Here is a 26,575-nt window from a genome sequence, read left to right on the forward strand (position 1 = left end):
TACTCCATGAAAATTGTCCATCATTCTACTCAAATCAAGGGGTAATGGGAATGACTCTACGAGAACAAACCGGTTTCCAGCAGATGCCTGACCAGCTGAATTTTGTTTCTGCTGCCAAATCTGGCTTTTAAACGATCAAAGTAGACTTCCACGGTGCGCGGTGAGAGATGAAGCAGCTGCGCAATTTCCGCCGATGTTTTTCCATCCAGTAAATACAGGGCGCATTGCATTTCACGGCGTGACAACTCCGAAATCCCGGCAGACGGGTCTGAACGAAACGCTATACCCTCGAGAAAGTCCCTGATGTTTTGAGGTGGAAGATTTTGTACGCAATCCAGTTGTATCAGATGCGCTCCAAGGGTTTTCACTATTTTAACCGGTAGCTGATAGGCGCGGTTCAGGCGGTCATTCAGTGTCAGACAATGCTTGTAATAGGCTATGAAATTTTCCAGCAGATCGATGTGGCGAAAATAAAATTCGTTCATCCATGTTTTGCCTGATTGTGCGGCGAAATGATAATAGTTTCTTTCATTCACACCGTGTTCAACAATAGAAAAAATATAAAACAGGCCAAACTCAATCCCCGATTGATACAGCTCTTCGGCTTTCCCTTCACGCTCCACCATATGCCACAGCACATAGCGTTGCGGAGCATCAAAACTTGCAGTATGCAGATCCGATTGGAAATAACCCTGTTCGAAATAAAAGCGAAAATAATCTGGATTGCTGGCATTGGCCGTCATTTCGTTTTGCGCGTTGATGCGCACGTGACTGAAATAATCAATCCCGATTTTGAGCAAGGGTTGGGCGATAACACGCATATCGTCAGCAAATAACAGACTGGGATGATGTTTTAAAAAATCGGAGATTATCATGTGGTTACCGGTCGCGTCATCCAGTGCTGGAACATCATCTCACACTGGTTATTTCTAGTCTTATTTGCTCAAATACAACCTGAATGGTAATATTCGGAGCAATTTTATCGTTGCTTTATCAGTGAGTCAAACTAAATGTTGTCCAGCAGTCGCATCTTACTACAACGTGCCGCCTCATCCAGCAGCCATTCTCCCGCTATTGAAACGCCGGCTCAGGCTGGCTGGCAGACAAGCTGGCTCAGAAAATCCAGCATTTACCTGGAAAATATTATCCACCCAATGGACCGGAAAATCAGGTTGCACTGCACGCCAGCCTGTATACTCGGTTTCGAAAATCAGGATTATCGCTCTCCCATTCAACACTTCGTCATTGCCCGGCATCTGGAGGGTCAATTAAGCTGTCAAGGCAAAAAAGACTACGTCAGCATGTTACTTTACCCGCGCTTGCTGGTCAGCAATAAGATTCGTGAGCACTTTATCGATATATGTCATGAAATATATAACCGGGATGGGTACGATGCCATGCCGCGGCTGGCCATCACCAAAAACATGCAGAATCCCAGTGAAAAAGCTGAGCTGGTGGCGTTTATTGAACTTATCGCAAAGTTTACGCCATTCAGCCCCCTTGACTGGACGCGATTAAACAGACTCATGACGGCCACGCGCGACGAACTCAATACTATGGGCGGACTGAAACCTGACGCGCGCACCATGCCTTATTTTCGCAGTGCCCGTGACGTGCCTATTGGTGGCGGCCGTCAGCAGTATATAGATCGCCACGACAGAGTGATCCCGACTGAAAAACCGCTCCTGCATCAAGCCATCCTGAACGCAGATGAAGACGAGGTTAAGCGGTTACTGGAAGCAGACCCCTTTCTGGCGAACAGTCGTGATGAGCATGGCATGCCAGCGCACAGGCTTGCAAAAAAGCTGAAACTGCCACGCATATTACAGGCCTTACACCAGGCCAGACAATATCCTGGCGTGTTGGAGAGCAGACTGGACAGGTTGAATCAGGACTATTATCAACGCTTGTTTAAAGAAGAGACGGACAGTTTACCGCCTGACACAATAGACCAGGCAGAATTCGAAAAATATATGACACTGGTCTCTGAACCGGGTCCGCGACAGCGCTCCCCCCTGCACACAGCCTGCATTGAAGGCAATCTGCCAGCTGTACGTGAGCTGCTGCAGGAGGCCCCGGATCGACTGGAATCCAGAGACCCGCTTGGCTTTACACCCTTGATACTGGCTGCCGCCAATCATCATTCTGATCTGGTAAACCATCTGATTGAGCGGGGGGCATCTCTCAATGGCTATTCGCACCGGCATCTCGATGAATATCTTTATTATCATTTGATAGATAATATAAAAACACCAGAGGCGATGGAAAAATTTTTATATCATGGCATCAGCGTGGAAGAAGCAACCAGACGTCTGGCCGATGCGGTGCGTGATAATGACTTTGCCATGGTAGAGACCCTGCTGTTTTACATACGTTCACTGCCTGTGGATCAGGCTGGCATCAGCCCTCTTGAGATCGCGGTCAGGAACCTGAAACCCGGACAAACCGATATATTAGACTGTCTTCTGACGTTTTGGCCTCACTACGTTCCAGACGGACCTTACGATGAAAAAAACCTGCCGGAGACACCCAATGATCTGGTGATTACGCCTGATATAGCTGAAGTGTTTAAACGACACAACGAACGCCTCGATAAACGCGCCTCACGAAAACACAGGGAAAATCTGTTTATCGAAAACTCTACCGTTTGCGAGCAAGGTATCGAAACACGCCTGAGCCTGGATGGGGTGACGTACCGCTCTCTCATCAAATCAGCCAGCGAACTGACAGACGAGGAGCGGCAGCAGCTTCTGACAAAACCTGAGCAGTTTCGCTTTCTGGGTGGTGAAAACGCCCGCAGTCAGGTCGATTATTTCAATGCCATGCTTCTGCCACAGCCTACGGATGCCAATCGGCAATCGTACGTCGATGTCTGGCAGACACTTGACGGCAACATCACCAACTTCTTTGCTTTTGATATCGAGCGGGTTGAAGACCCGGAATCTGGCCACATGATTTTCTTTCACGCCAAGCTGGCCTGCAGCTTTGCGCCAGTTGGAGTAGCCGAACTGAATTGTCACAGGGTTTCTCTGAGCCTGATGAAACGGAATCCTGATGCCAGAGTCTTCGTGTTTTTCCGCGCCATTCCGCCAGGTTTTGGCATGAGCTTTTTACCTGATGGGATCCCGTATTATCCCAAACATCACATTCCAGAAAGTGCCAGGGTCTTTGCCAGCAAAGGCATGCCGGTTGACTATGAAAACAAGGTAGTCGCGACGGACGTGAATGCCTTAAGACCGCTGACTTTTTTCCAGATGTCGCAGCGTTACCATCGTCATATAACCCAGGGCGCGGAAGACAAGGCACTGCCGGTATGTTATTGCATCGATGAGACAAGTGCACACTGGGTTTATGCGAAACTGGCCACCTATGACGTAAGCGATATACAGGCCTTTGCCAGTGTCTGGCAGAACTATGAAGCCAGCCAGCGCATGGAGCTGCCAAAAGCCAGGCTTTAGAGTTGGAGCCTGGCCCATAGCCTGCTCCAGCGTTCTTGAATCTCTAAAAAAAGAGTTCAAACACGGTTTGAAGTCCCGATTTATCTGATGAAAAGACCCTCATCCCCAACCCTTCTCCCTTAACCAGGGAGAAGGGAGCCTGGGTTCTGTGTGCAGACTATAGCACCTGACTCAGCTGCGTTACACAATTCCAATCCAGCGCCAGAAGGGAATCGAGGCCAGCAAAACGCCGAGTCTGCCCATGACCATCCACGCGTTGATTTGCAGCAGAGGGTTGAGATGGACATTTTTCTTCTGCTTCAGCATCTCCTCAAAGCAGAGAAAATAACTGGATTGGTACGGAAAAATCCAGGCCTCGGTAGCCATCAACACCACAAAGGCAACCAGCCAGCCGTTGATGCCCACCTGCTCTGCAACAGGCAGCAACACCGTAAATAAAATAGCGGGAGCCGTCATGGTTCCCAGCACAAAACCCGCCAGCCAGCTGATGACAAAAACACAGGTAATGAACAATGCCGTATCCGATCCGGCAAAACCAGCCAGCCAGGTCAGATTGTGAGCCAGCCAGAGATCAACGCCAATATCCTGAATATAACGCATGATGCCAATGATGCCGCCCAGGTAAAACAAAAACGTCCAATTGATTTTTGTCAGCAGTTCATGACGGCTCAGCGCGCCCGTGGAAAACAACACAGCAAAAACCGTTAAGCAGGTCCACACACTGGAAATATGATAAAACGAAGACAAATACAGCCCCGCCAGCAGGCTGCATATGCTGGCCATTGCGGCTTTTTCATTCGGGCTCAACACCCCCAGCGAGAGCAGCTCCTCTTTCAGACTGCAGGTGTTCATGCTCATCGGCTGGTTGTGCCTGAAGAACACGCGCTGCAGAATGAAAAACAGCAGAATCAGTAACATGCCAGGGAGAGACGCTGCCTGCAGCCAGCGAAACCAGCCAAAAGGCTGCTGCCCGGGGCCGGACAACATGGCGTATAAAATGGCATTACTCGATTTACCGGTCAAAAACACCGAGGATAACAAAATACATCCATTAAATGCGGCTGAAGCCAGGGCATTGGCGCCTGTGCTGCGCGCTTCAATTTGAGCGCCAGCCAGAATATCGTCAAGAAATGGCGCCATCAAGGCCACACGCGAACTTTGTACGCTGATGAGTGGGGTCAGAAGCAGACCTAATCCAAACATCATTTTTTGCAAGAACGCGTTATTTGAGGGCAGATAACTGAGCAGCATAATGGAAATACGATAAAAAAACCGCGACTTGACCAGCACATACCCAATGGCAAAAAGACTGATGGCGAAAAAAAAACTGTCTGAGACAAAACCGGATAAAATAACGCGTTGCGGGCTGAAATTCAGCAGCATAGTCGAGGCAATCACAAAGATGGCTGGTACGCTCTCTGGAACCAGACGAAAGATCCACATCGCCAGAGCGGCTGAAAAGACCACCATAAAACTCGAGCTGGCCCAGTTAAGAGCAGAATGGTGAACCAGAATTATTGCCAGCAGCGAAACAGCAACGGTACTAATCCACCCCGCCACGGCAAAAACAGGACTTTTTCCATTTTTAGTCAAGAAAATACGAGAATAACGAGTCTGGCTATAAATCATTCTGATTTACTTATAATCTATCAATTAAGGATGCGCGATTATTCGCCAATGCCGGAAGGCTGTCATGTCAGTAAAAATACGTATTGCTGATCAGAAAACAGAAAGGTGTTATGATTATTTTTTTTGTACATTGACTAACCATCATGAGCAACCGCAATCTGACCGCAGGTAACATCAGTGCCCTCGTTATTGGTAATGCTCTGGAATGGTATGATTTTTTTATCTATTCGTTTTTAACCATCTACATCGCCCGGGTATTTTTTCCCAATGTCGATGCTACGATGTCTCTGCTGGCGACCACCGCTACCTTCGGCGTCGCTTTTTTTATGCGCCCGCTGGGCGGCCTGCTGATTGGACTCTATGCGGACAAATGCGGACGCAAAGCCGCGATAAGTGCGGTCATGGCGATGATGACGGTCGCCATGCTCTTGATTTCCCTGACGCCGTCCTACCAGCAAATCGGAATAGCCGCCCCGCTGCTGATTGTGTCTGCACGTCTTCTGCAGGGCTTTTCTGCCGGTGGAGAGTTCTGCACCTCCATGGCCATGCTCATTGAACTGTCACCTCAAAACCGAAGGGGATATTACGGTTCCTGGCAAATGGTGGGCCAGATTCTGGCCATGTTTGTTGGTTCTTCCATGGGATTATGGCTGAGCACCCGCTTCACCGCAGCCAGCATCGAGGCCGGAGCTTGGCGCATACCCTTCCTTTTAGGCCTGCTCATCGCTCCAACCGGTCTGTATATTCGTCGCAGGCTGCACGAAGAGCCAACTCAGGAGCCGGGAGACATGTCTGCCCCGCTCTACAGGCTCAAAGCGCTGTGGCGGCAAATACTGATAGCCATGGGCTTAATCGTGGGCGCAACGGTGTCTATTTATGTCAATATATCCTATATTCCGACGTTCATGAGCACCTGGTATCACTTACCCATTCATCAGGGATTTTTCAGTGTAAGCTGTGCCGCCGTCCTGATGATTGGCTGTATTCCGCTCGCCGGTATTCTGTCTGATCGCATCGGCAGAAAACCCGTGTTGCTGGCGTCGGTGTCCACGTATCTTGCCCTGATTTATCCCTTGTTTTCCTGGCTGCTCAGCACACCCGACTGGCAGCATCTGCTGCTTGTTGAGTCTATTTGCTGTATTTGCCTCGCCGCTTATTACAGTGTTCTGGTGGTGATTATCGCGGAAATATTTCCACGCGAGGTCCGTTCAACCGGGCTGGGAATCAGTTACAATGCTGCTGTCATGATCTTTGGCGGTACGGCTCAGTTTGTCGTGACCTGGATGATTCAATCGTTCCAGACCCCGTTCGCCATGATTTGGTATTTAATGGCAGCCATGAGCATCACCCTGCTGGCTGCTCTGTTTTATGATCAAGGGAGTGACATATCATGAATACTATCGCCTGGTTAAAGCGCCTGATAGCCTTTGACACCACGTCCTGTTTTTCGAATATGGCTCTGATTGCCGACGTACAGACCTGGCTGGAGCAACACGGCATTTCGTCGCAGCTGACGAAAGATCCTCATGAAAACAAAGCCAACCTGTTTGCGACTATCCCAGCTGCCAGCGGTTGCACAACTGGCGGGCTGATTTTGTCCGGGCATACCGACGTGGTCCCTGTTGATGGCCAGGACTGGGCCAGCAACCCATTTGACGCGCTGGAACGCGATGGCCGAATCATCGGGCGCGGTGCCTGCGATATGAAAGGCTTTCTGGCCGTGGTTTTGTCTCTCGTGCCGGAATTTTGCAGCCTGTCTCTTAAAAAACCGATTCATCTGGCGTTGTCCTACGATGAGGAAATTGGCTGTCGCGGTGCGCCATTGATGATTGACGCCATCCAGCAGGCCGGTATTCAGGCAGAGGGCTGCATTGTGGGGGAGCCAACGAATATGCTCCCGGTCATCGCTCACAAAGGCATTCAGGTGTTTCGCTGCCGCCTGCATGGTCTGGCCGCGCATTCGTCACTGACACCTCAGGGCTGCAATGCGATTGATTATGCAGCAGAATTAATCTGTTATCTGCGTACGCTGGCGGATTCCCTGAGAAAAAACGGCCCCTTTGATGATGCGTTTGACGTGCCCTTTACCAGCCTGTCAACCAATATGATCAACGGAGGTATTGCAAGCAATACCATTCCTTCTGAATGCGAACTGATTTTTGAGTTTCGCAATTTACCTGATGTGGCACCGGCCAGTATCACCGACCAGATTGAAACGTACATCAACACGCATTTGCAGCCCAAAATGCGGCAGGAATACCGCGAAGCAGCCATTGTCCTCGATAGACTGGCGTCGGCACCGGCGTTTCAATCCGGCAGCGACAACCCAATGGTGTCGCTGACCCAAAAACTGCTGAAAGACGAACACAGGCGCAAGGTGGCTTATGCGACGGAAGGCGGATTATTCCAGCAGACCGGTATTCCAACGGTCATCTGCGGCCCAGGCTCAATCGAACAGGCGCATCGCGCCAATGAGTTCGTCAGTCTTGACCAGCTGCAGATCTGTGAGCGCTTTTTGCGGGACATCGTGACGGCAACAGGAAGATAGGCATTATCCCGGCGTTTTGTCGTCATAGGCTGCTTCACCGTGTTCTGCCGCATCAATGCCCATGTGCTCTTCTTCAGCAGTTGGACGCACATTCATGAGCATCTTTAGAATGAAGAGGATGGCAGCGGTACCAGCCACGGACATAAAGGCGACAGCGGCCACCGCAACGACCTGTTTCCACAATAGCCCGGGGTTACCGTAAAGCAGGCCATCAACGCCGGTGGAATTAACCGCTCTGGTAGCCAGTAAGCCAGCCATGAGTGACCCAATGACACCACCAATCCCATGGCAGATAAATACGTCCAGTGTGTCGTCAATGTGTTTGAAAATACATTCACGATACACAAGAAACATCTGGCAGACTGCTGCGGCCACCAGGCCAATCACCATCGACCCCATTGGCGTGACGTAACCGGCAGCCGGCGTGATTGCAACCAGACCAATGACTGCGGCAGTTGCTTTACCAACACCCGTTGATGGCGCACCGCGTATCCAGCCCAGCATCGACCATGTGAGCATGGACGCCGCAGCAGCAAGCGTGGTTGTCAGGAACGCCAGACTGGCGAGCTGCCCCGCGGTTAATGCCGATCCGGCATTGAATCCATACCAGCCGAACCATAAAAGAGAGGCGCCAAGAATAACAAAGGGAATATTATGCGGCGCTTCTTTTTTACGGGCTTTTTTGGAAAGCCTTGGCCCCAGAATGACCGCCGCTGTCAAGGCTGCAAACCCGGCATTGATATGAACGACTGTACCACCGGCAAAATCAATGGCGCCCAGCGTTGCAATCCACCCGCCCGGCCCCCATACCCAATGTGCAACAGGTGAATAAATCAGCAGACTCCACAAAGCGACAAACAAAACGTAAGGTTTGAACTTCATTCGCCCCACAACTGCACCGGCAATCAGCGCCGGCGCGATCACCGCAAACGCCATCTGAAACTGTACAAAGGCATATTGCGGCACCGAGCCGGTGGTCTGTTGGACCATGCCGCGTAAATTGAGCCATTCAAAACCACCAATGAAACGGTTACCCTCTGAAAACGCAAGGCTGAATCCTGCGATGGCCCAGACAATCGGCACAACAGCACAACAGACAAAGCACATGTTGATGGTATTAATTACGTTACGGCTGGAAACCAGTCCTGAGTAAAAAAATGCAATGCCTGTTGTCATCAGAAATACCAGCGCGGATGACATCAGCAACCAGGCTGTATCGCCCGAATTAATCATTGGAAAACTCCTTTTCGCTTAAAGTTCATGTATTTGATTATCAAGTCAGTATATTGAAATCCTGGCCAGAATGGTATCAAGGTGCTTATTCGAGCAGAGCGGGCATCGGCGAAGCAATTCACGTTCTGAGCACGAAACCATGGATTGCTTCACTGCGTTTGCAATGACGGAGAAATATTTATTTGTTTTAAAATTAATCGTTCATGCTCTCGCTCTGGTAATTGCGTAAACTGTGGCTATGCTTTACATAAAGCCCGGAGATTGTAATAAATACAACAGCCAGGGGCGATAGTGGATACAGAAAATGAAAGCTAAATCAAACAGGCATGTACCAGATAAGGAACATCAGGAAATCTCCCTGCTGTTACGTGATTATTTTAATGAGCCGGTCAAGAAGAGCGACCTCATTGATCTGCTCAAAACAACAGGGCTTTCACCACAGCATTATGCGGCGAGACTGATTTATGACCGACTGAAAGAGTGCCGCGACGACCAGGAACTGACCCTTGATGAGGTCGCGGCATTATTTGAGCTGGACACGCTGTTTTTCACAAAATTACTAAGAGGACATCTGATTATTCCCGATTTTCAGGGCTTTTCAGCAGAGATTACCGCCATTTATGAAGAGACAAAACTAAATACCGGGGGCAAGGTTGCCACCTACATTCCGCAGCTGGCACGGGTTAATCCCGAGTATTTTGGCGTTTCCATATGCACCATTGACGGCCAGGTATTTTCTATTGGCGACTCTGATACGTTTTTTTGTCTTCAATCCGGGTGCAAACCCATTAACTACTGCCTCATTCAGGAAGAACATGGTGCAGAGCGCGTGCATCAGTTTATCGGCAAGGAGCCCAGTGGTCACAGCTTTAATACACTGAGCCTGAATGATAAAAATCTGCCACATAATCCCCTGATTAATGCAGGTGCCATCATGGCCTGTTCATTACTGCAAAATAAAATGGGCAGTGCCGATCGCTTTGAATTTCTGATGAGTCAATGGAAGTCACTCTGTGGCAACGTGATTTCGCCGCGATTCAATAATGCCGTTTATCTCTCAGAAAAAAGCACCGCCGACCGTAATTATGCGATTGGGCACTTTATCAGAGAAAAAAATGTGTTTCCCAAAGGCATTGATCTGGATGATGTTCTGGAGTTTTATTTTCAGTGCTGCTCCATAGAAATGACCACAGAAGCCATCGCCATAGCAGCAGGCACGCTGGCCAATGCCGGTATTTGTCCGCTCAGCTCCGAGTCGATTTTTCAGGCCAGCCACGTTAAAAACTGCCTGTCGCTGATGTCTTCCTGCGGCATGTATGATTTCTCGGGTGAATTCGCCTTCAGTATTGGCCTGCCGGCCAAAAGCGGCGTATCAGGCATTTTGTATGTAGTGGTTCCCAATGTGATGGGTATCTGCATCTGGTCACCTGCTCTGGATCCCATTGGCAACTCCGTTCGTGGTCTGGATTTTTGCAATCGACTGATCAGTCAGTACAATTTCCACACCTTCGACAGTCTGGTCAGAAGCTCGGATAAGAAAGATCCCCGCTATAAGCCTGAGATTTAACATTGCCAGCGAACTCAAATCCAGGCTATCGTTGGCAAATCACCCATTCTGAAACACCACCCCATGACACATACAGGCTTTTGGGTATACATTCTTCACTGTCAAAACAACACCTACTATACCGGTTACACCAACGACATGGACAAACGCTATCAGGCACACTGCAGCGGCCAGGGCAGCAAATACACACGCAGCTTCAAACCCACCCGGATAGCTCTGTGCTGGCCTGTAGACGGCGATAAAAGCCTGGCCATGCATCTGGAGCGCTGCATCAAAAAATTAAGCCGTCAGGAAAAAGAAGCCCTGATTGCCAACCCCGATCGCCTCAGGGCGATGATACCGGGCAAACAGACGGATTCTTGTCTATAGTCAAGGTTACATGGATGCCATTTCAGGATAATACGGACATGACAGCACGTTGCCTTATACTGCTTTTACTGATTATCAGCGGAACCGCATCTGCTGCCATGAAGGCCGCCCCGATCGTCTGCACACAGGAATACGCCCTGTGCAGCTCGGCGCGCTGCGTGCCAGATCCACGAGACAACAGGCTGGCCATCTGTTCCTGCGTTGTTGAACATGGCGCCAGCGCTGGCTACACAAGCTGCAGCGATCGCAAACCCAGGGTCACGTCGCTCAAGGTAAGGCAGCTGACTTCCACCTTTTCCTTCCAACAGTCCGCTACGAAAAAAAGCCTGAGCTGCGCACGGGGAAATCCCTGGACTAACTGCCTGGATGCACCCTGCACGGTCGATCCCATGCATCCTGATCTGGCAATTTGCAGCTGCCCCATACATCACAATCAGGATTTTGTTACCTTCGGCGGTGAATGCGATCAACATCAGTGCGAAAACGGTTTCTGGTCCGGTGCTGACCCGGACACCAGCCAGGCACTGCGGGGTGCCCTGCCTGAAAAAATGAACAAGGAACACATGTCATCGATCAATCTGAGCTGCCCGGCAGAAAAAAAGCAATAATCGCTTATATCTATCTGCCTAATCGATATAAAGTATTATCTCTTTGAACACATCCAGGCTATATTGCCCGTATTAAACACATATAGGGCTATAGGTATGAAATCTAAACCGATTCTGGGCAATTTAAGCAAGCTGGTATTATTCGTAAAAGACACATTAACCATGCTGTTATTTCTGGAAATGAGCAACCTGCAGTGGCTGACCTCGTTTAATACCTCACCAGTAGGCCTGGTCATCCAGCCCATCCTGGCCACGTCCATGCTGGCAATGTCTGCCATCCAGATTTACCAGCTGTATAAAGAAAAAAACCGCTCTGCAGATTCCTGGATTAATACCGTGGTTGGCACGCTGGTGTCTGTGCTGTCCAACATCAGTATCTATGGGGGAATACTGACGGTATGGGCCGGAGCCTCCTTTGCGGCGGGCCCATGGCTCTTTCTTGCAGCCACCGGCGTTGGTCTGATACAGCAGGCAATATTGTCTGGCCTTAACGCTCACCGCGCCTGGCACTCACCAGAGCATTCGGCGCAGAAAAAACATCATCAGCAGGCCATGATTCATCACGGCATAATTGCCCTGTTGTGTGCCATCAGCGTCGTTGCCCTGACCTTTGTCATGCTGACACCCGCCGCCCCTCTGGCTGGGACCATCGCGTCGCTGCTGGTCATGGGAACGGTTGGTGCACTTCTTATCTGGCGGCATCTGCCCCACGATTATAAATTAAAGATAAAAGACCTCTTTGGCATGAGCAAACCCAGACTGGATAACGAATCAGAAGAACAGGACAGCGCGAAGCTGGATCGCTCATCACAGTCCACTCTCATACAGGATCCAGCCGCTCTGCCAGAAAGAAAAACCCGCGGATGTCTGGGTTTTTTCAACAGGGAAACAGCGCAGGTGCGTGCTGATAATCTGGAGCAAAAACAGGTACATAATTGCTATATACTGTAAAAAAGTCTACACTCAGGCAAAGCATTAATCATGGAGACCTGCATGGAGGCCAAACAACCGATCACCCTGACCGGCGTCCCCAGAACCCTGTTGATTCCGTTGATGGTAAGAGCGCAGTTCAGTCAGGATCCAGCCTCCCCCATTCATGACAGGCTGGCACTGGAGCTGGTCAATCAGATCAACTACGATTTTGAAGAGCTTGCCAGACATACTGGCGATGCCGCCCTGTTTATGCTGGCGCGCGCATGGCATTTTGACCGGGCAATCAAGGCCTGGCTGCACCGCTACCCGCTGGGTACGGTGGTCAATCTGGGTGCCGGCCTCGACACCACATTTTACCGCATCAACGACCCACAGGTTACCTGGATAGATCTGGATTTACCCGACATTATTCAGTTGCGAAAATCCCTGTTACCGTCTTCAACACAGATACATCAGATTGCAAAATCAATTCTCGATTTTTCGTGGATGGAAGACGTAAAAAAACAAAACGACCCCATCCTGTTTTTTGCCGGTGGCCTCTTCATGTATTTTACCGAGGGCGAAGTCAGACGTATTTTGACCAGCATGGCTGAAAACTTCCCCAATTCCCAACTGATTTTTGATAACATTTCAACCAAGGGTCTGTATTACGCCAATAAGATGCTGCGCGAATCGGATATGCCTGACGCCATCATGCACTGGGGGCTGGATGATGCAGAAGATCTGGAAGAATGGTCTCCATACATCAGACTGCTGAATCAAATGCCTACTTATCGCGGCATAAAAATGATGAGTGGCATTCCTCTCGGTAATCGCATAAAAATGTTTTTTTACGACTTTTTCGACAGCTCGGGCATTACGCATTTGACGTTTCAGAAACAAAATTAAATGAGCACGCAGACATGGGCGAACGAAGATTGAACATTGTTTTTTTATTTTATGATGGCATGACCACACTCGATGCCATTGGTCCGCATGAGGTACTGACCCGATTGCCTGATGTATCGGTTCATTGCGTCAGCGAAGAAGCCGGCCCCGTTCGAACCGGATCAGGCCTGACTCTGGTGACACAGGCGTCTCTGGCAGATATTCGTCAGGCTGACATTGTGCTTGTACCAGGCGCCTGCAATGCCACATCGCTGCAGCATCGCCCGAGGGTACTGGAATGGCTGCGCATGATTCATGAGAACAGTCTGTGGACCACCTCGGTGTGCACGGGCAGTCTGATTTTAGGCGCGGCGGGTTTATTATCAGGTCTGCCGGCCACCACACATTGGGCGGTGATGGATCGCCTGTCGCACTGGGGGGCGGTTCCAACACAGAAACGGGTGGTAGAGGCCGGTAAAGTGATGACCGCAGCCGGAGTATCGGCCGGTATCGACATGGCTCTGGTCCTGGCGGAGCGTCTGGCAGGCCGGGAAACGGCGCAGCGTTTGCAGCTGGGTATTGAATATGATCCAGCGCCTCCGTTTGACTGTGGCTCACCCGCCCGGGCTGCACCAGAGATGGTCGAAGCCCTGCGTGCGCGCCTGCTGATAAAGTTTGAACCTGGCCCATAGCCTGGCGGCCATGAACAAGCGCACTGCCTACTCTGTTTCAGGCAGGCGTGCCTTAATGCGCAGGGTGGCCTGAGTGTGAATTTGAGACACGCGTGACTCGCTCACCCCCAGCACCTCGCCGATTTCCTTCAGATTCAGATCGCGTTCGTAATACAGAGACAGAACCAGTTTCTCGGTATGGGGCAGACCTTCGATAATATGGGCCAGATGATGCCGGGCGTCTTCGCGCATGACGTTCACATGCGGTTCCGATACCGTGGCTGATCCGCCCGATAAGGTATCGTCGGTCACCCCCATGTCATCGAAACCATACAACTGACTGCCGGAGGATTCCTGCAGCAAGTCAAAATACTCGTCCAGATCCAGATTCAGTTCAGCGGCAATTTCGCTGTCCTTGGCCACACGCCCCAGACGATTCTCAACATTTTTGACCGCGGCTGATATGGCTCGTGCCGAGCGATGCACCGAGCGCGGAATCCAGTCGTTACGCCGTACCTCATCGAGCATATGGCCACGAATACGAATGCCTGCATAGGTCTCAAAACTTGCGCCCTTGCTCTCGTCATAATGCCTTGCCGCATCCAGCAGCCCCATCATACCAACCTGCAGCAAATCGTCGAGCTGTACCGAGGGCGGCAGGCGTGCGAGCAAATGAAACGCAATACGCTTCACCATGGTAGCGTGCGTCTTAAGTAACGCTTCCTGTGTCTGTTGATTTGCCGTGCCATACGCAGCGACTACGTCCACAATCCTCTCCTCAGCGTGCTGCAAAACCGTTAAAGCCGTTTTGTAAAATGATCTTTTTTCAGATTTTCCGCAACCAGTCTTTCCAGAAAAAAGCTGGTGTTACCACCAGGAGCTCGTTTAAATGGCCAGCCATCCACAACGCCGGCCAATTGTTGAAATGCTTTGGAAGCCTGTGCCTCCGGGTAAGCCATCAAAACGGATTTTTGCCTTTTAACCGCCTGATGAACCAAATCATCAAAAGGCACCATTCCCAGATAATTCAAATGCACCTCGAGAAACTGATCCGCCACCTGATACAGTCGGTCAAACACATCCCGCCCTTCCTGAGCACTGCGCACCATATTGCTCAGTACGTGAAAATGACTACGGCCAAAACGCTGGCTCATGACTTTGATCAGAGCATAAGAATCGGTCAGCGAGGTGGGCTGATCGCAAATCACCAGAATGATTTCCTGTGACGAGCGCGCAAAACTGAGAACCGTATCCGAAATACCTGCTGCTGTATCAATAATCATATAATCAAATTCGTCCGTCAACTCATTAAATGCATCAATAATACCCGCGTGCTGAACCGGGCTGAGCTGAGCCATGTAATCAGTGCCAGATGCGGCAGGAATCACTTTGATGTCATAGGGTCCTGTCAGCATAATATCTGCCAGACGACACACACCCTGCATCACATGGGACAGATTATAACGGGCCGACAAACCCAGCATGATATCGATATTGGCCAGACTGAGATCGGCATCGAGCAACAACACTTTCTTACCCATTTCCGCCAGAGCCACGGCAAGGTTAATGGCAATATTACTCTTCCCAACACCGCCTTTACCGGCAGATACGGCAATCACCTTTACCGGTTTTGAACAGATGCCATCCTGGGCTCGAGTGGCTCGGGAGCTGGCCGAGTGCTGTAAATCCAGCCTGGCATCGTTGGCAAGCACCGATAACAAGGCTTCCAGCTCCTCTTGGGACAGTACATTTTTTTTGCTCATGATTCATCCCGTTGCTTATATAATCTTAATAAGCAAGGCACATGCCAGTCGTTACTCATCTTCCAGTTGTCTGCATTTGTCTTCGGCAGCAGACTGACATTGTTCCTGACAATCCGTTGCTGATGAGGTCAGGCATACCGCATCAATGCAATCATCTGTATTCTGTTCAACGCACATCTCCGAGCCATATTGTGAGCTGCCCTCATCGACCGAGGGATCGTCAAAGGCGTTAGCCGCAAAGGGCGATGCCAGCAAAAAGCACATACTCACGGCTGTAATGGTATGTTTCATGATAGAATCTCCAGAAAATGGATCATTCATCCCTGATATATACTGATTATAGACTCTTTCATCAGGATGCATGAAGACGTGACGGAGCCACCATTCAGCGCCCGGTAATCCATTCAGATACCTTCAGACCATAACTTGACAAACAGATTTTTTTCTGTCTACACTCAGCTCTGTTGGCCTGAGCCAATAATGTTTTTCAACCGACTCGTAACCTAAAAGGAATTTTCAAATGAATAAATTAATCACAGGTGCTGCTCTGGCCTTTGGTGCTGCTGCCATGTTTTCTGTTGCTCCTGCATTCGCTGATGACACAACAGCAACAGCTGCTCCAATGGTTGCATGCAAAGGCGTGAACTCCTGCAAAGGCACTGGTTCCTGCAAAACAGCTACCAACGCCTGCAAAGGTCAAAATGCCTGTAAAGGCCAGGGCGTCAGCCAAATGACTCAGGAAGACTGCACCAAAGCAGGTGGAACTGTAGACGCGGCTCCAGCAGCTCCTGCTCAATAATCCCCTGCCATTCCGTAAAGCCGGCTATGGATTTGGCCGGTTTTAACTCAACAAGTCTTACACACATGAAAAATATTTCGACACGCACACAGAAACCTGCCTGTTTAGGCTTTGGCCTGGGTCTTCGCCCGGATCATTACGAAGATATTCTGCAGACCAGGCCCAATCTCGACTGGTTTGAAATCACGAGCGAAAACTACATGATACCCGGCGGCAGGCCGCTGTATTACCTGGACAGAATTCGCCGGGATTATCCCATGGTTATGCACGGCGTATCCCTGTCCCTTGGCAGTACGGATCCGCTGGACATGGATTACCTGAAACAACTCAGACACCTGGCTGAGCGGGTGGAGCCCGCGTGGATATCCGATCACCTTTGCTGGACCGGTGTTGATAAGAAGAACACACATGATTTACTGCCCCTGCCCTACACGCGGGAGGCGATTGAGCATGTTGCAGGACAGATTCAGCGCGTGCAGGATTACCTTGGCCGCCAGATAGCAATTGAAAACGTGTCCAGTTACCTCACGTTTACGCAGTCGGAAATGAGTGAGTGGGAGTTTATCAGCGAAATTGTTGCCCGTGCCGATTGTTACCTGCTGCTGGACGTTAACAACATTTACGTGAGTTCGTTTAACCATCATTTTCATGCCATGGATTACATTAACGCCATGCCGGGCGATCGCATTGTGCAGATTCATTTGGCCGGTCACTCCAATTACGGCGACTATATTATTGATACACACGACGCGCCGGTTATTCCAGCGGTATGGGATTTGTATGCCGAAACCATCAAACGCTTTGGTATGATATCTACGATGATTGAGCGCGATGACAACATACCGCCACTGGCTGAATTGCTGCTCGAAATGGATATCGCTCGGCTTAAGGCCAGGCAGGCGCTTGGCACAGAGGCATTCGTATGAGTACACTGCAGGACATTCAGCTTCGCTTTCAGGCTTATTTGATGTCGGGAGAGCCGGACTTTAAAGCATCGGTTGTCGATACGGAAACGGTGAGCCGCGAGACACGCCTGAGTATTTATAAGGATGCCTTCCAGATTCGGCTGGTTGAGGCACTGGCGAGTAATTTTCCCTGCCTGCAGACGTATATGGGGTATGACGATTTTCAACAGCTGGGTTTGTCCTATCTGGCCAGGCACCCTTCTCACTTTCGCTCGATTCGCTGGTTTGGCGACCGACTGGCTGATTATTTAAGGCAGGACGGGAATCCTTTTCTGGCCGAGCTTGCCGAGTTTGAGTGGAACATGTCCGCAGCCTTTGACGCGGGCGATGCCGCTACGCTGGAGCTGTCGGATATGGCGTCTTTGCCGGGTGAGGCATGGGCTGATTTGACATTTACGGCTCATCCATCCGTACGTCGCATGAATTTTTTCTGGAACGTGGTGCCTGTGTGGCAGCGCATCGCGGATAAGGAAACGACGCTGGAAACGCCGGTTAAATGCGCCGAGGCAAGCGCGTGGATTTTGTGGCGCAAGGATTACGTTAATCGTTTTTTAAGTCTGTCGGAGGAAGAAGCGTGGGCCATCGATGCAGCGGTTAAGGGTGCTTCCTTTGCAGAAATCTGCGAAGGCCTGTGTACCTGGAACGATGAAAGCGAGGTAGGCATGCGTGCCGCAAGCCTGCTGAAGGGCTGGATTATATCGGGCTGGCTCAGCGCAGCGTAATCCGGGACGTCGGAGCACGGAACCACATTCCCGGATTACGGCTATCGCCTAATCCGGGCTACATCTATAAAAAAGCGTAGCCCGGATTAGCGCAGCGTAATCCGGGACGTCGGAGCACGGAACCACATTCCCGGATTACGGCTATCGCCTAATCCGGGCTACATCTAAAAAAAAGCGTAGCCCGGATTAGCGCAGCGTAATCCGGGACGTCGAAGCACGGAACCACATCCCAGGATTACGGCTATCGCCTAATCCGGGCTACATCTAAAAAAAAGCGTAGCCCGGATTAGCGCAGCGTAATCCGGGACGTCAGAGCACCGAACCACATCCCCGGATTACGGCTATCGCCTAATCCGGGCTACATCTATAAAAAAGCGTAGCCCGGATTAGCGCAGCGTAATCCGGGACGTCAGTGCACGGAACCACATTCCCGGATTACGGCTATCGCCTAATCCGGGCTACATCTAAAAAAAAGCGTAGCCCGGATTAGCGCAGCGTAATCCGGGACGTCGGAGTACGGAACCACATTCCCGGATTACGGCTATCGCCTAATCCGGGACGTCAGAGCACCGAACCACATCCCCGGATTACGGCTATCGCACTCCCCAATGCTCGGGAAGAACGCCTTGCCTTATGTAACGATGGATGCTGGAATACGGCCAATCTTCCGGTGTATTCACATACCCATGCTTCACGGGATTATTATGGATATAATCCGTATGCACCCGCATATCATCTTCATCGCGAATACGGTGCTCCCAAAATCGTTTTTGCCAGAGGTCGCATGCCCCTTTTTTATTTTTACCGATAGGGAACTGTTGTCTTATGACCCCTTGGGTAAAACGGGTTTTGATAAGCCTCCAGCGAAGAGAATAATCGCTGTCGTCTGATGGCAGCTCCCAAATAACATGCATATGCTCCGGAAGAACAACAATGGCATGGGTGATAAAACCCTCGCGTCGCCGTACATGACGAAACGCATCACCTAATAAATGAATATGGGTTGTCAGGCAGGTTGATTGGCGGTTTTGCAGAGCCAGAGTGAAGAAATACGTAGCTCCGCTGGTGTAATCGCGGCGGTAATTGACCATGTGTGCATCCTTGGGGTTGGACCCAGGATAATAAGATTTTGATCAGTGCATTACAATTATTTTGTTGATTGGATTCGCTCCGGGCTCAGCGTGTGAGGTTACGGCGCTTGTATATTCCGCCCTGCATGTTTTTCTGTGCGGCCATCGCGCCTTTGGTCAGCAGTTTAGCAGCTATCACGGCTTCAGGCTGACCGGCCATGGCGGCCTTGTTGATCCAGATCCACGCCTGACGCCGGTTTTCGACCACCCCCTGACCATAATAATACATGTAACCCACAGCGTATTGCGCATCCGGCTGGCCGCGCTCGGCTTCAGGCTTTAGTAATATAAACGCCGTTCGGTAATTTTGAGCACGAAAATTCACGATCCCTTCCTGAAAATTAGCGCGGGTCGCACAGCCAACATCCAGAGCCAGAAAAACACATAGCAAAGCCCATCGAAGTACACGTTGCATATCAATCATTCCTCAAGTAAAGGCTTTGGCGGCGCTTCAAACAATAATTCATTTTTAGGTAACCTTAAACTCTCAAGAGCGCCTTTGTAAAGAACTATAATCCGCGATTTTTCAATGCGTTGAATCACAGCGCCACCTGGCAGGGTATCACCCACCATGAAAGACTGGTCTTTCCCCTCCGGACTTTGCAGCAGAACCTGAGATTCGTCTTTTTTATCCGAATACATAATGCCCACCACTGTAAAATCCAGCGTGGACTGTTTGATTTCTGCGGTCGCCAGATCCGGCACATAAGCACCAAACAAAGGCAGCCTGAACAAAGGCGACTGCTCATCGATAGCCGCCTGACTGGTAACAGTCGGAGCCTTGATGTGATGACTGACAACCGGTTCTCTGAAGCGGACAGCATGCCAGATCTCCATGACAAACATCATGGACATCAGCACAAAAAGTGCGATAGCAATACTTTTGCCCGGATCATTGCTTATCAAAGCCGGGGATAACTGACGATACGAAATCAAGGCTGTTTATCCTGTGATGCACCAAAATGATGGTTTCTGTGTAAAAACGAGCGAAATAAACCCTTGGGATCATATTGCTGTTTTGTTGCGAGCCAGTCCGAATAACGAGCGCCAAAATGTTTTTTCCAGTAGTGTTCTGATAGATTCCCGCCCAGAAAACCAGATAGATAACGCTTACCCCCGGCATCCAAAAACTGCTCGTCCATTTTTTTTATCACGTCAACACAACCAGGAACCAAAGCAGGCGCAATGCCGGGATTTAAAATCATCACACAGTAAAATTCAACCTCATCAGGGGACATAAAAAAACGGCCGGCACGCTTATTGGCAACAGGAACAACCTGCACAATATTGGCAAAGTACGTCGGCAGAGAAGCCAGCAGATTATCCAGCTCCTGCTGCAGCAAATCGGCCGGCACCAGACATTCGTACCAGGGATGATGCATATCCCACAAGCCTGCCTGCTTCATCGCATCAAATCGAAAATCATGACGATGCACATAAGAGGCTATCGGTTCATCATGGCAGTGCTGCAGCTTCCATGGGCGGATATCCTCACCGAATTGACTCAGCTCTGGAGCTTCGTCATCGTATTCCAGCGAAACATGCACGACGTAAAGCCACTCAACAAAGGGTTTTCGCTCAGAGCCTGTCCGCTTGGCACCCTGTAAAGCCGGGGAACAAAAGGTTTCAATATAGTCGGCTGATTGTTTGAAAACCGCTAAATCCTTCATCCATTGCTTTTTATCAAGGTAGGTCAGAATAAAGGTTCGCACCTGTCTTCTACAAGGGCGCAAGGCCAATGCGACTCTGCTTATCACGGCAAACTGCCCCTGACCGCCGAGGCAGGCGTGAAACAGCGGGTGGCTGGCATCCAGCCGCAGCAAATCGCCTTCAGCCGTGACCACCTCCAGGCCCTTCACATGTGCTGCGGCAATACCATGGCGAAACGAGGACGCACCTATGCCGCCAATCGAGATAAGACCCGCGATCGACAGATTGATGTTATACGGCAATACCCAGGGGATACGTGACTCAGGCAGACTGGCTGCCAACAGGTCAGACCAGGTGGCGTTGGCGTCAACCCAGATAACATCGGCTTCGGGCCTGCACACATTGTTAAAATGTTCCATGTGAATGATCAACCCACCTTCCAGTGCGAGTGTCTGCCCCCCCTGACTCAGGCCCTGGGCCCGGATAGAGACGGGTAAACTCTGCTCAAAGGCATAGCGCATCAGGGATTGTATATCGCCGGTGGAATGAGGCTTAAACACGGCAGAGGGTCTGGACGAATCCAGTTTTCCAAAATCGACACTATATGAAACAAGCGAATGCTCATCACTGAGCATCGCTTGTCCAAGTTGTTGTTCACACTGCTTGATTTGATGCATATTCCAATGTGTTTGCGGCATTGTTCAAGTTCCTTTGGTTCGCCAGTTCCAGACGTCGGTTGCAGGCGATGGTTAATCCATCAAACATCTTGTTGAAGGCAGCGTAGCATCGGTCAACCATTTTCAGCGCTTCGCGGCGAATTTTGATTGGGACCGGTCTTTCGTATAATTTACGCTCCATCTCTTCCTCAAACAAGGCATGTGCTAACTCTACCTCAAAGTGTGAACTGGAGAAATACTTCAGGTTTCTATCTTCCCCGGTTTTTTGCACTTGTCTGACTACCTTTTCAAAGAACACATGTCCTGATGATTCGATAACCAGCAGCAGGGCGATGTTTATCAGTTCGTTATCGCTTTTGTACACTTCGGACAGAATCTCATAGGCAGGGTCACGTGTCAGGCGTGTTTCTTTACCCCACAGCCAGTTTACGTCTTCCACTGCGGCATCTGGGCCTTTCATGTACTCTTTATCGTGCAGGAACCATTGTTCGTGTCCTGCATCTTCCAGTCTATGGTGACGGGCGATTCGTTTCAGTACCGGGTCTTTTACACGCTCTTCGTTCAGGCGCAGAATATCCTGGAAGGTCATGGCCCAGAAAGTCAGTTCAGGTACGAAGGAACCGATGTCTTCAAGGCTGTGCAATTGCTCCAATACATCAAAGAAAGGGTGATTCGCAAATTCCTGTTGTTTGGAATCGATGTAATCTTGTATGGTTTTCATGGCATTCTCCAACTCGTTAATTTGTTTTACGATATTTGCCTTGCAGACTACATGCCAACTTTTAAACAGATTTTTTGGCCATTAATGTGAAAATAAGACCTGAAATCACTCTTTTTTTGAGTACGAGCGCCTCTGGAGCGACAAAGATTTGGCTCTGTTCTGGTGTTAAATGACAACTTACTGACGATTTATCTCTTGTTTTTATAGCCGTTTTTATTTTAAGGGCTTAATCTCGCCAATTTTTTGTCATACTTAATCATCTGCTCCCCAAGCGGAGTCACTCTAGTACTGTTTCCATTTAATTTTCACCGGTAAAATATTACAAGCGATACTTATCCATGTCGTCCCCGCGCAGGCGGGGATCCATTTCTATCAAGGCACAATGCCAGGTTATGAATGGATCCCCGCCTGCGCGGGGATGACAGATTCTAAAACCGGTACACGTCAAAATTAAATGGAAATGGTACTAGTGCCTTGTCAACATTCAATCCGTAAGTTAAGACAATACACAGGCAACGCCCGGTTATTTTGGGACGTGACAAACAGTATGCAGCAATAATCATGCCTTTTAATGAGGATAATCTCTCAGGGGAAAATATATCAGGTGTATCATCAGCTTATAGTATTGAAGTGGTTCTTATTCAGCGATTGTTCGAGCCGATTCGGGGGCGGGTAAACTCCTTTAAAAAATCCAGTAGTTCATCAGGCTTTCTCGGGGGCTTGTAGAAATAACCCTGCGCAAAATCACAGCCATGCTTGATCATGTAATCCCGCTGCAGATCCGTTTCTATCCCCTCGGCCAGCACATCCAGCTTCAGACTGTGGCCCAGGTTAATAATAGCACGGGCAATGGGTGCATCATCACCCGGATTAGCCAGCTCACTTATAAATGAGCGATCAATTTTCAATTTATCCACCGGGAATTGCTTCAGGTACGACAGACTGGAATAGCCCGTGCCAAAATCATCAATCACCAGCCTGACACCCATTTTTTTCAATTCATGCATCGTTTGCACGGCATTTTCAATGTCGTCAACCAACAGACTTTCTGTCAGCTCGAGTTCGAGAAAATGAGCAGATAAGTCTGTCTTTTTCAATACCTCACCGACAACATCCGCCAGCTGTGTCTGCCTGAACTGGCGTCCTGAAATATTAACGGCCATGGTCAAATCATCAAAACCCTGTTTATGCCAGCGCTTCAGCTCATTGCAGGCCTCTTCCAGCACCCAGGTTCCAATTTCAACAATCAAACCGTTTTCTTCTGCCATGCCAATAAAATCAACCGGCGAAACCTGACCCAGTAGATGACTGTTCCAGCGAATCAATGCTTCAAATCCATAAACCCGATTGGTTTTCAAATTCATCAGGGGCTGATACACCAGATAAAATTCCTGCTTTTTCAGAGCATCTCGCAGAGCCGTATCCAACTGCATGCGGTTGATCGCACGCGCGTTCATTTCTTCGTTGAATACCCGATACGTATTACGACCGTTGTCTTTGGCGTGATACATGGACACGTCAGCATTTTTCATCAGGGTTTCATAATCTGCCCCATCTTTTGGGTAAAAACTGAGGCCAATGCTTCCGGTAATTTTCAGACTGTGCGGCCCTACCTGAAACGGCTTTTCAATCACTCGCAGCAGTTCTTCAGCCTTCTTTTCGGCCTGAGCTTCACTGACCACGTCCTGCAACAGGACAACAAATTCATCGCCGCCCAGACGCGCCACCGTGTCAAAATCCTCTGTTGCCACAAGCAGGCGATTAGATACGGCCTGCAGCAGCTTATCACCTACCGAATGCCCCAGCGTGTCGTTGGTCATTTTAAAACGATCGATATCAAGAAAGAGGAAGGCGAGCAGGCTGCCCTTTTTTTTGGCCTGGAGAATAGCCTGTTCGACCCTGTCCATCAACAACACCCTGTTGGGCAACTCAGTCAGAGAGTCATGCGTGGCCTGCCGCAGCAACTGCTGTTCCATTTCGCGCCGTTGGGTGATGTCGTTAACCAGACAGACGTAATGACGGAATTTTCCAAAGGAGTCGCTGACCGGTGCCACGCTCATTTCACACCAGTAGACCTCGCCATTTTGCCGATAGCTTTCCAACTCGACCGTTTCTTCCCGCATTTCGCGGATAGCCAGGGTAATGCGTTTATGGTTGACGTTGTCGCGTTTATTCCCCTGCAGTATAGCCAGGCCCTGACCAATCGCCTCGGTTTCGCTCAGGCCGGTGATTCGCTCAAAGGCCTTGTTAATATAGACGATGGGTAAATCCGATTTACTGATGTCGATAATGGCCACGCCATGCGTGCTGGCCTCAATCGCTCGTTCACGAATACGAAGCTCATCATCTGACATCATTTTTTCGGTTACGTCACGAAAACTGTATACTCGACCAACAATATCCGAACCTACCCTCTGGGGCTGGGTAAAGCGCTCAAATATTCGACCATCCTTAAAATGCACCAAGGGCAGCTCGCCTTGCCAATCGGGGTTTTTATACAGATATTCTACATCCGAGGTGACACTTTCCGGGTCAATAAGCTGCTCCATAATGTAGTCAAAACAGACGTTTTCATGGCCGGACTCCAGCATATAAGAGGGAATTCGCCACATTTCCACAAATTTTTGATTCCAATCGACCATTTGCCACTGGCCATTCACTATCATGATTCCGTCGGCTGTAGACTCGAGGGTTGCGCGCAACAGGGACAGAGATTTTTCCAGTTCGATATTTTTATCAATAATATCCTGATCACCGATTTTAATATTCTGGGTGAGGGGCTCCTGGTTGCTGCGTTGAAATTCGGGTTGATTGCTGTACCATTTCTCAAGCAAGGGGAGAAGATTGTGGACAGCGGAAACCAGGCCCAGCTCGTCACAGACATTGGTCAGGGAGGGTTCTTTCCCTTGCTGCCGGACTCGCTCAGCTGCTGCTGCAACCTTTTGATAGTCTATTTTTTTTTCGCGCATATTCCCTCTCTGCGTATAACCACATCCATCCTGCGCGCTGCGCCTGTGGCCATTCACAACCAGGCACGTATCACGTATCATTGCCTTGATTATAGTATACAATCCGGACAAACGCAGCTTACCACATCATAAGGAACAGGTTATGCATTCAAGCCATTTCAACACCCGTGCCATACATGCCGGACAACAGGCCGATCCGTCAACCGGTGCGGTGATGACGCCAATCTATGCGACATCAACCTACAGACAAAGCGCGCCTGGTGTGCATCAGGGTTACGAATATTCGCGAACACAGAACCCAACCCGCGAAGCATATGAACAATGCCTGGCCAGTCTGGAATCCGGAAAACGCGGCTACGCCTTTGCCTCCGGCATGGCTGCCGTCAATACGGTGATTGATCTGCTGGATATGGGCAGCCATGTGATAGCTTCCAATGATCTGTACGGCGGCACGTTTCGCCTGTTTGATAAAGTCAAAACACGTACCTCCGGCCTGAGCTTTTCGTTTGTCGATATGGACGATATCGACAATATCGCTGCCGCCATTCGCCCCAATACACGCATGATCTGGCTGGAAACTCCGTCCAATCCCATGCTGAAACTCAGCGATATGAGCGCCGTAGCGGCACTGGCCAGACAGCACAATATTCTGACTGTAGCCGACAATACCTTCGCCACGCCCTGGATTCAACGCCCGCTTGAAATGGGCTTCGACATCGTATTGCACTCCGCCACCAAGTATTTAAACGGCCATTCTGATGTGGTCAGTGGTGCCGTGGTCGTGGGCGATAATGATGATCTGATTGAAAAAATGGCCTTTCTGCACAACTCCTGCGGTGCTATTGCCGGGCCTTTTGACAGCTTTCTGGTTCTGCGCAGTTTAAAAACGCTGCCCCTGCGCATGGAACGTCACTGTCAGAACGCACGAGAGCTGGCGCTGTGGCTGGAAAAACACCCGCAGATTGAGAAAGTGATTTACCCGGGTCTGAGCAGTCACCCTCAACACGCCCTGGCAGCCCGTCAGATGCACGATTACGGCGGCATGATATCGCTGGTTATCAAAGGTGATCTGAACAAGGCCAGGCAGTTTTTATCGCGCTGCGAGCTGTTCACGCTGGCTGAAAGCCTGGGTGGCGTTGAGAGCCTGATTGAGCATCCCGCCATCATGACGCATGCCTCCATCCCGGCCAGCACGCGTCAGTCGCTGGGTATTGTTGACGGCTTTATCCGCCTGTCTGTGGGCATCGAACACATTGACGATTTAAAGGCTGATCTGAATTCAGCCCTGATTTAACG

At 50.0% G+C, this 26,575-nt stretch carries 25 protein-coding genes; 13 read left to right on the forward strand and 12 right to left on the reverse strand.

Going from position 1 to position 26,575, the window contains the following annotated elements; genetic code table 11:
* Positions 1-56: 56 nt before the first annotated feature.
* Complete coding sequence (locus tag ACQUTA_RS04855; RefSeq protein WP_444987080.1) at positions 57-875, reverse strand: response regulator transcription factor; 819 nt, start codon at positions 873-875, stop codon at positions 57-59.
* A gap of 135 nt (positions 876-1,010) precedes the next feature.
* Between ACQUTA_RS04855 and ACQUTA_RS04860 the strand changes: the two genes are divergently transcribed.
* Positions 1,011-3,458, forward strand: coding sequence for an ankyrin repeat domain-containing protein (locus tag ACQUTA_RS04860; protein WP_444987081.1), 2,448 nt, complete (start codon positions 1,011-1,013; stop codon positions 3,456-3,458).
* A gap of 180 nt (positions 3,459-3,638) precedes the next feature.
* On the opposite strand, the gene ACQUTA_RS04865 is transcribed toward ACQUTA_RS04860, so the two are convergent.
* Positions 3,639-5,051: an SLC13 family permease gene (locus tag ACQUTA_RS04865; protein WP_444987082.1), complete on the reverse strand. Its 1,413-nt coding sequence runs from the start codon at positions 5,049-5,051 to the stop codon at positions 3,639-3,641.
* A 179-nt stretch (positions 5,052-5,230) separates the two neighbouring features.
* Here ACQUTA_RS04865 and ACQUTA_RS04870 point away from each other — a divergent pair, with 179 nt between their 5' ends.
* The gene (locus ACQUTA_RS04870; protein WP_444987083.1) at positions 5,231-6,481 is read left to right on the forward strand and encodes an MFS transporter; all 1,251 of its coding nucleotides are present in this window, start codon (positions 5,231-5,233) and stop codon (positions 6,479-6,481) included.
* A complete protein-coding gene (gene argE / locus ACQUTA_RS04875; protein WP_444987084.1) occupies positions 6,478-7,635 on the forward strand; it encodes an acetylornithine deacetylase in 1,158 nt (385 codons plus the stop codon). Before ACQUTA_RS04870 ends, argE begins: the two co-directional genes overlap by 4 nt.
* A 3-nt stretch (positions 7,636-7,638) precedes the next feature.
* Here the strand turns inward: argE and ACQUTA_RS04880 are convergent, their stop codons facing one another.
* Entirely contained in the window at positions 7,639-8,868 is a 1,230-nt protein-coding gene (locus ACQUTA_RS04880) for an ammonium transporter (RefSeq protein WP_444987085.1), read from the reverse strand.
* Positions 8,869-9,172: 304 nt separating this feature from the next.
* Between ACQUTA_RS04880 and glsA the strand changes: the two genes are divergently transcribed.
* From glsA to ACQUTA_RS04910, 6 genes are all read left to right on the forward strand, one after another.
* The gene (glsA, locus tag ACQUTA_RS04885; protein WP_444987086.1) at positions 9,173-10,435 is read left to right on the forward strand and encodes a glutaminase A; all 1,263 of its coding nucleotides are present in this window, start codon (positions 9,173-9,175) and stop codon (positions 10,433-10,435) included.
* Between the two features lie 63 nt (positions 10,436-10,498).
* Positions 10,499-10,804, forward strand: coding sequence for a GIY-YIG nuclease family protein (locus ACQUTA_RS04890; protein WP_444987087.1), 306 nt, complete (start codon positions 10,499-10,501; stop codon positions 10,802-10,804).
* 14 nt (positions 10,805-10,818) lie between these two features.
* A complete protein-coding gene (locus tag ACQUTA_RS04895; RefSeq protein WP_444987088.1) occupies positions 10,819-11,412 on the forward strand; it encodes a hypothetical protein in 594 nt (197 codons plus the stop codon).
* Positions 11,413-11,508: 96 nt separating this feature from the next.
* Positions 11,509-12,363 carry a hypothetical protein gene (locus tag ACQUTA_RS04900; RefSeq protein ID WP_444987089.1) on the forward strand — a complete coding sequence of 285 codons (855 nt, stop codon included), beginning with the start codon at positions 11,509-11,511 and terminating at the stop codon, positions 12,361-12,363.
* A 42-nt stretch (positions 12,364-12,405) separates the two neighbouring features.
* Positions 12,406-13,233, forward strand: coding sequence for a class I SAM-dependent methyltransferase (locus tag ACQUTA_RS04905; protein WP_444987090.1), 828 nt, complete (start codon positions 12,406-12,408; stop codon positions 13,231-13,233).
* A gap of 14 nt (positions 13,234-13,247) precedes the next feature.
* A complete protein-coding gene (locus ACQUTA_RS04910) occupies positions 13,248-13,904 on the forward strand; it encodes a DJ-1/PfpI family protein (protein WP_444987091.1) in 657 nt (218 codons plus the stop codon).
* 27 nt (positions 13,905-13,931) lie between these two features.
* Here the strand turns inward: ACQUTA_RS04910 and ACQUTA_RS04915 are convergent, their stop codons facing one another.
* The 3 genes from ACQUTA_RS04915 to ACQUTA_RS04925 are packed head-to-tail and all read right to left on the reverse strand — an operon-like array spanning position 13,932 to position 15,937.
* Positions 13,932-14,651: an RNA polymerase sigma factor FliA gene (locus ACQUTA_RS04915; protein ID WP_444987092.1), complete on the reverse strand. Its 720-nt coding sequence runs from the start codon at positions 14,649-14,651 to the stop codon at positions 13,932-13,934.
* Positions 14,652-14,680: 29 nt separating this feature from the next.
* Positions 14,681-15,646, reverse strand: coding sequence for a MinD/ParA family protein (locus ACQUTA_RS04920; protein WP_444987093.1), 966 nt, complete (start codon positions 15,644-15,646; stop codon positions 14,681-14,683).
* Between the two features lie 51 nt (positions 15,647-15,697).
* Complete coding sequence (locus ACQUTA_RS04925) at positions 15,698-15,937, reverse strand: hypothetical protein (protein ID WP_444987094.1); 240 nt, start codon at positions 15,935-15,937, stop codon at positions 15,698-15,700.
* Positions 15,938-16,166: 229 nt separating this feature from the next.
* Here ACQUTA_RS04925 and bufA2 point away from each other — a divergent pair, with 229 nt between their 5' ends.
* The 3 genes from bufA2 (at position 16,167) to ACQUTA_RS04940 (ending at position 18,132) form a co-directional block, all read left to right on the forward strand.
* Positions 16,167-16,445 (forward strand): BufA2 family periplasmic bufferin-type metallophore, encoded by a 279-nt coding sequence (bufA2, locus tag ACQUTA_RS04930; RefSeq protein ID WP_444987095.1) that lies wholly within the window; start codon positions 16,167-16,169, stop codon positions 16,443-16,445.
* Between the two features lie 65 nt (positions 16,446-16,510).
* A complete protein-coding gene (gene bufB / locus ACQUTA_RS04935) occupies positions 16,511-17,371 on the forward strand; it encodes an MNIO family bufferin maturase (protein WP_444987096.1) in 861 nt (286 codons plus the stop codon).
* Complete coding sequence (locus ACQUTA_RS04940) at positions 17,368-18,132, forward strand: HvfC/BufC N-terminal domain-containing protein (protein WP_444987097.1); 765 nt, start codon at positions 17,368-17,370, stop codon at positions 18,130-18,132. The genes bufB and ACQUTA_RS04940 overlap by 4 nt, the downstream gene beginning before the upstream one ends.
* 593 nt (positions 18,133-18,725) lie before the next feature.
* Here ACQUTA_RS04940 and ACQUTA_RS04945 read toward each other — a convergent pair.
* From ACQUTA_RS04945 to ACQUTA_RS04970, 6 genes are all read right to left on the reverse strand, one after another.
* Complete coding sequence (locus tag ACQUTA_RS04945) at positions 18,726-19,223, reverse strand: REP-associated tyrosine transposase (protein ID WP_444987098.1); 498 nt, start codon at positions 19,221-19,223, stop codon at positions 18,726-18,728.
* A gap of 85 nt (positions 19,224-19,308) precedes the next feature.
* Positions 19,309-19,677: an SEL1-like repeat protein gene (locus ACQUTA_RS04950; RefSeq protein ID WP_444987099.1), complete on the reverse strand. Its 369-nt coding sequence runs from the start codon at positions 19,675-19,677 to the stop codon at positions 19,309-19,311.
* 5 nt (positions 19,678-19,682) lie between these two features.
* Positions 19,683-20,198: a type II secretion system protein N gene (locus ACQUTA_RS04955; RefSeq protein ID WP_444987100.1), complete on the reverse strand. Its 516-nt coding sequence runs from the start codon at positions 20,196-20,198 to the stop codon at positions 19,683-19,685.
* Positions 20,195-21,610 (reverse strand): FAD-binding protein, encoded by a 1,416-nt coding sequence (locus ACQUTA_RS04960; protein WP_444987101.1) that lies wholly within the window; start codon positions 21,608-21,610, stop codon positions 20,195-20,197. The genes ACQUTA_RS04955 and ACQUTA_RS04960 overlap by 4 nt, the downstream gene beginning before the upstream one ends.
* Positions 21,567-22,310: a hypothetical protein gene (locus tag ACQUTA_RS04965; RefSeq protein WP_444987102.1), complete on the reverse strand. Its 744-nt coding sequence runs from the start codon at positions 22,308-22,310 to the stop codon at positions 21,567-21,569. Before ACQUTA_RS04965 ends, ACQUTA_RS04960 begins: the two co-directional genes overlap by 44 nt.
* Before the next feature lie 641 nt (positions 22,311-22,951).
* The gene (locus tag ACQUTA_RS04970; RefSeq protein WP_444987103.1) at positions 22,952-25,279 is read right to left on the reverse strand and encodes a sensor domain-containing protein; all 2,328 of its coding nucleotides are present in this window, start codon (positions 25,277-25,279) and stop codon (positions 22,952-22,954) included.
* A 142-nt stretch (positions 25,280-25,421) separates the two neighbouring features.
* Between ACQUTA_RS04970 and ACQUTA_RS04975 the strand changes: the two genes are divergently transcribed.
* Complete coding sequence (locus ACQUTA_RS04975; protein WP_444987104.1) at positions 25,422-26,573, forward strand: trans-sulfuration enzyme family protein; 1,152 nt, start codon at positions 25,422-25,424, stop codon at positions 26,571-26,573.
* Positions 26,574-26,575 lie beyond the last annotated feature (2 nt).

The sequence above is a fragment of the Legionella navarrensis genome (assembly GCF_052527415.1).

Bases quoted from the DNA above. Each gene is read 5' to 3' on its own strand.
- ACQUTA_RS04855 (WP_444987080.1), bottom strand. From the start codon at position 875: ATGATAATCTCCGATTTTTTAAAACATCATCCCAGTCTGTTATTTGCT.
- ACQUTA_RS04860 (WP_444987081.1), top strand. From the start codon at position 1,011: ATGTTGTCCAGCAGTCGCATCTTACTACAACGTGCCGCCTCATCCAGC.
- ACQUTA_RS04870 (WP_444987083.1), top strand. From the start codon at position 5,231: ATGAGCAACCGCAATCTGACCGCAGGTAACATCAGTGCCCTCGTTATT.
- argE (WP_444987084.1), top strand. From the start codon at position 6,478: ATGAATACTATCGCCTGGTTAAAGCGCCTGATAGCCTTTGACACCACG.
- ACQUTA_RS04880 (WP_444987085.1), bottom strand. From the start codon at position 8,868: ATGATTAATTCGGGCGATACAGCCTGGTTGCTGATGTCATCCGCGCTG.
- glsA (WP_444987086.1), top strand. From the start codon at position 9,173: ATGAAAGCTAAATCAAACAGGCATGTACCAGATAAGGAACATCAGGAA.
- ACQUTA_RS04890 (WP_444987087.1), top strand. From the start codon at position 10,499: ATGACACATACAGGCTTTTGGGTATACATTCTTCACTGTCAAAACAAC.
- ACQUTA_RS04895 (WP_444987088.1), top strand. From the start codon at position 10,819: ATGCCATTTCAGGATAATACGGACATGACAGCACGTTGCCTTATACTG.
- ACQUTA_RS04900 (WP_444987089.1), top strand. From the start codon at position 11,509: ATGAAATCTAAACCGATTCTGGGCAATTTAAGCAAGCTGGTATTATTC.
- ACQUTA_RS04905 (WP_444987090.1), top strand. From the start codon at position 12,406: ATGGAGGCCAAACAACCGATCACCCTGACCGGCGTCCCCAGAACCCTG.
- ACQUTA_RS04910 (WP_444987091.1), top strand. From the start codon at position 13,248: ATGGGCGAACGAAGATTGAACATTGTTTTTTTATTTTATGATGGCATG.
- ACQUTA_RS04920 (WP_444987093.1), bottom strand. From the start codon at position 15,646: ATGAGCAAAAAAAATGTACTGTCCCAAGAGGAGCTGGAAGCCTTGTTA.
- ACQUTA_RS04925 (WP_444987094.1), bottom strand. From the start codon at position 15,937: ATGAAACATACCATTACAGCCGTGAGTATGTGCTTTTTGCTGGCATCG.
- bufA2 (WP_444987095.1), top strand. From the start codon at position 16,167: ATGAATAAATTAATCACAGGTGCTGCTCTGGCCTTTGGTGCTGCTGCC.
- bufB (WP_444987096.1), top strand. From the start codon at position 16,511: ATGAAAAATATTTCGACACGCACACAGAAACCTGCCTGTTTAGGCTTT.
- ACQUTA_RS04940 (WP_444987097.1), top strand. From the start codon at position 17,368: ATGAGTACACTGCAGGACATTCAGCTTCGCTTTCAGGCTTATTTGATG.
- ACQUTA_RS04945 (WP_444987098.1), bottom strand. From the start codon at position 19,223: ATGGTCAATTACCGCCGCGATTACACCAGCGGAGCTACGTATTTCTTC.
- ACQUTA_RS04950 (WP_444987099.1), bottom strand. From the start codon at position 19,677: ATGCAACGTGTACTTCGATGGGCTTTGCTATGTGTTTTTCTGGCTCTG.
- ACQUTA_RS04960 (WP_444987101.1), bottom strand. From the start codon at position 21,610: ATGCCGCAAACACATTGGAATATGCATCAAATCAAGCAGTGTGAACAA.
- ACQUTA_RS04965 (WP_444987102.1), bottom strand. From the start codon at position 22,310: ATGAAAACCATACAAGATTACATCGATTCCAAACAACAGGAATTTGCG.
- ACQUTA_RS04970 (WP_444987103.1), bottom strand. From the start codon at position 25,279: ATGCGCGAAAAAAAAATAGACTATCAAAAGGTTGCAGCAGCAGCTGAG.
- ACQUTA_RS04975 (WP_444987104.1), top strand. From the start codon at position 25,422: ATGCATTCAAGCCATTTCAACACCCGTGCCATACATGCCGGACAACAG.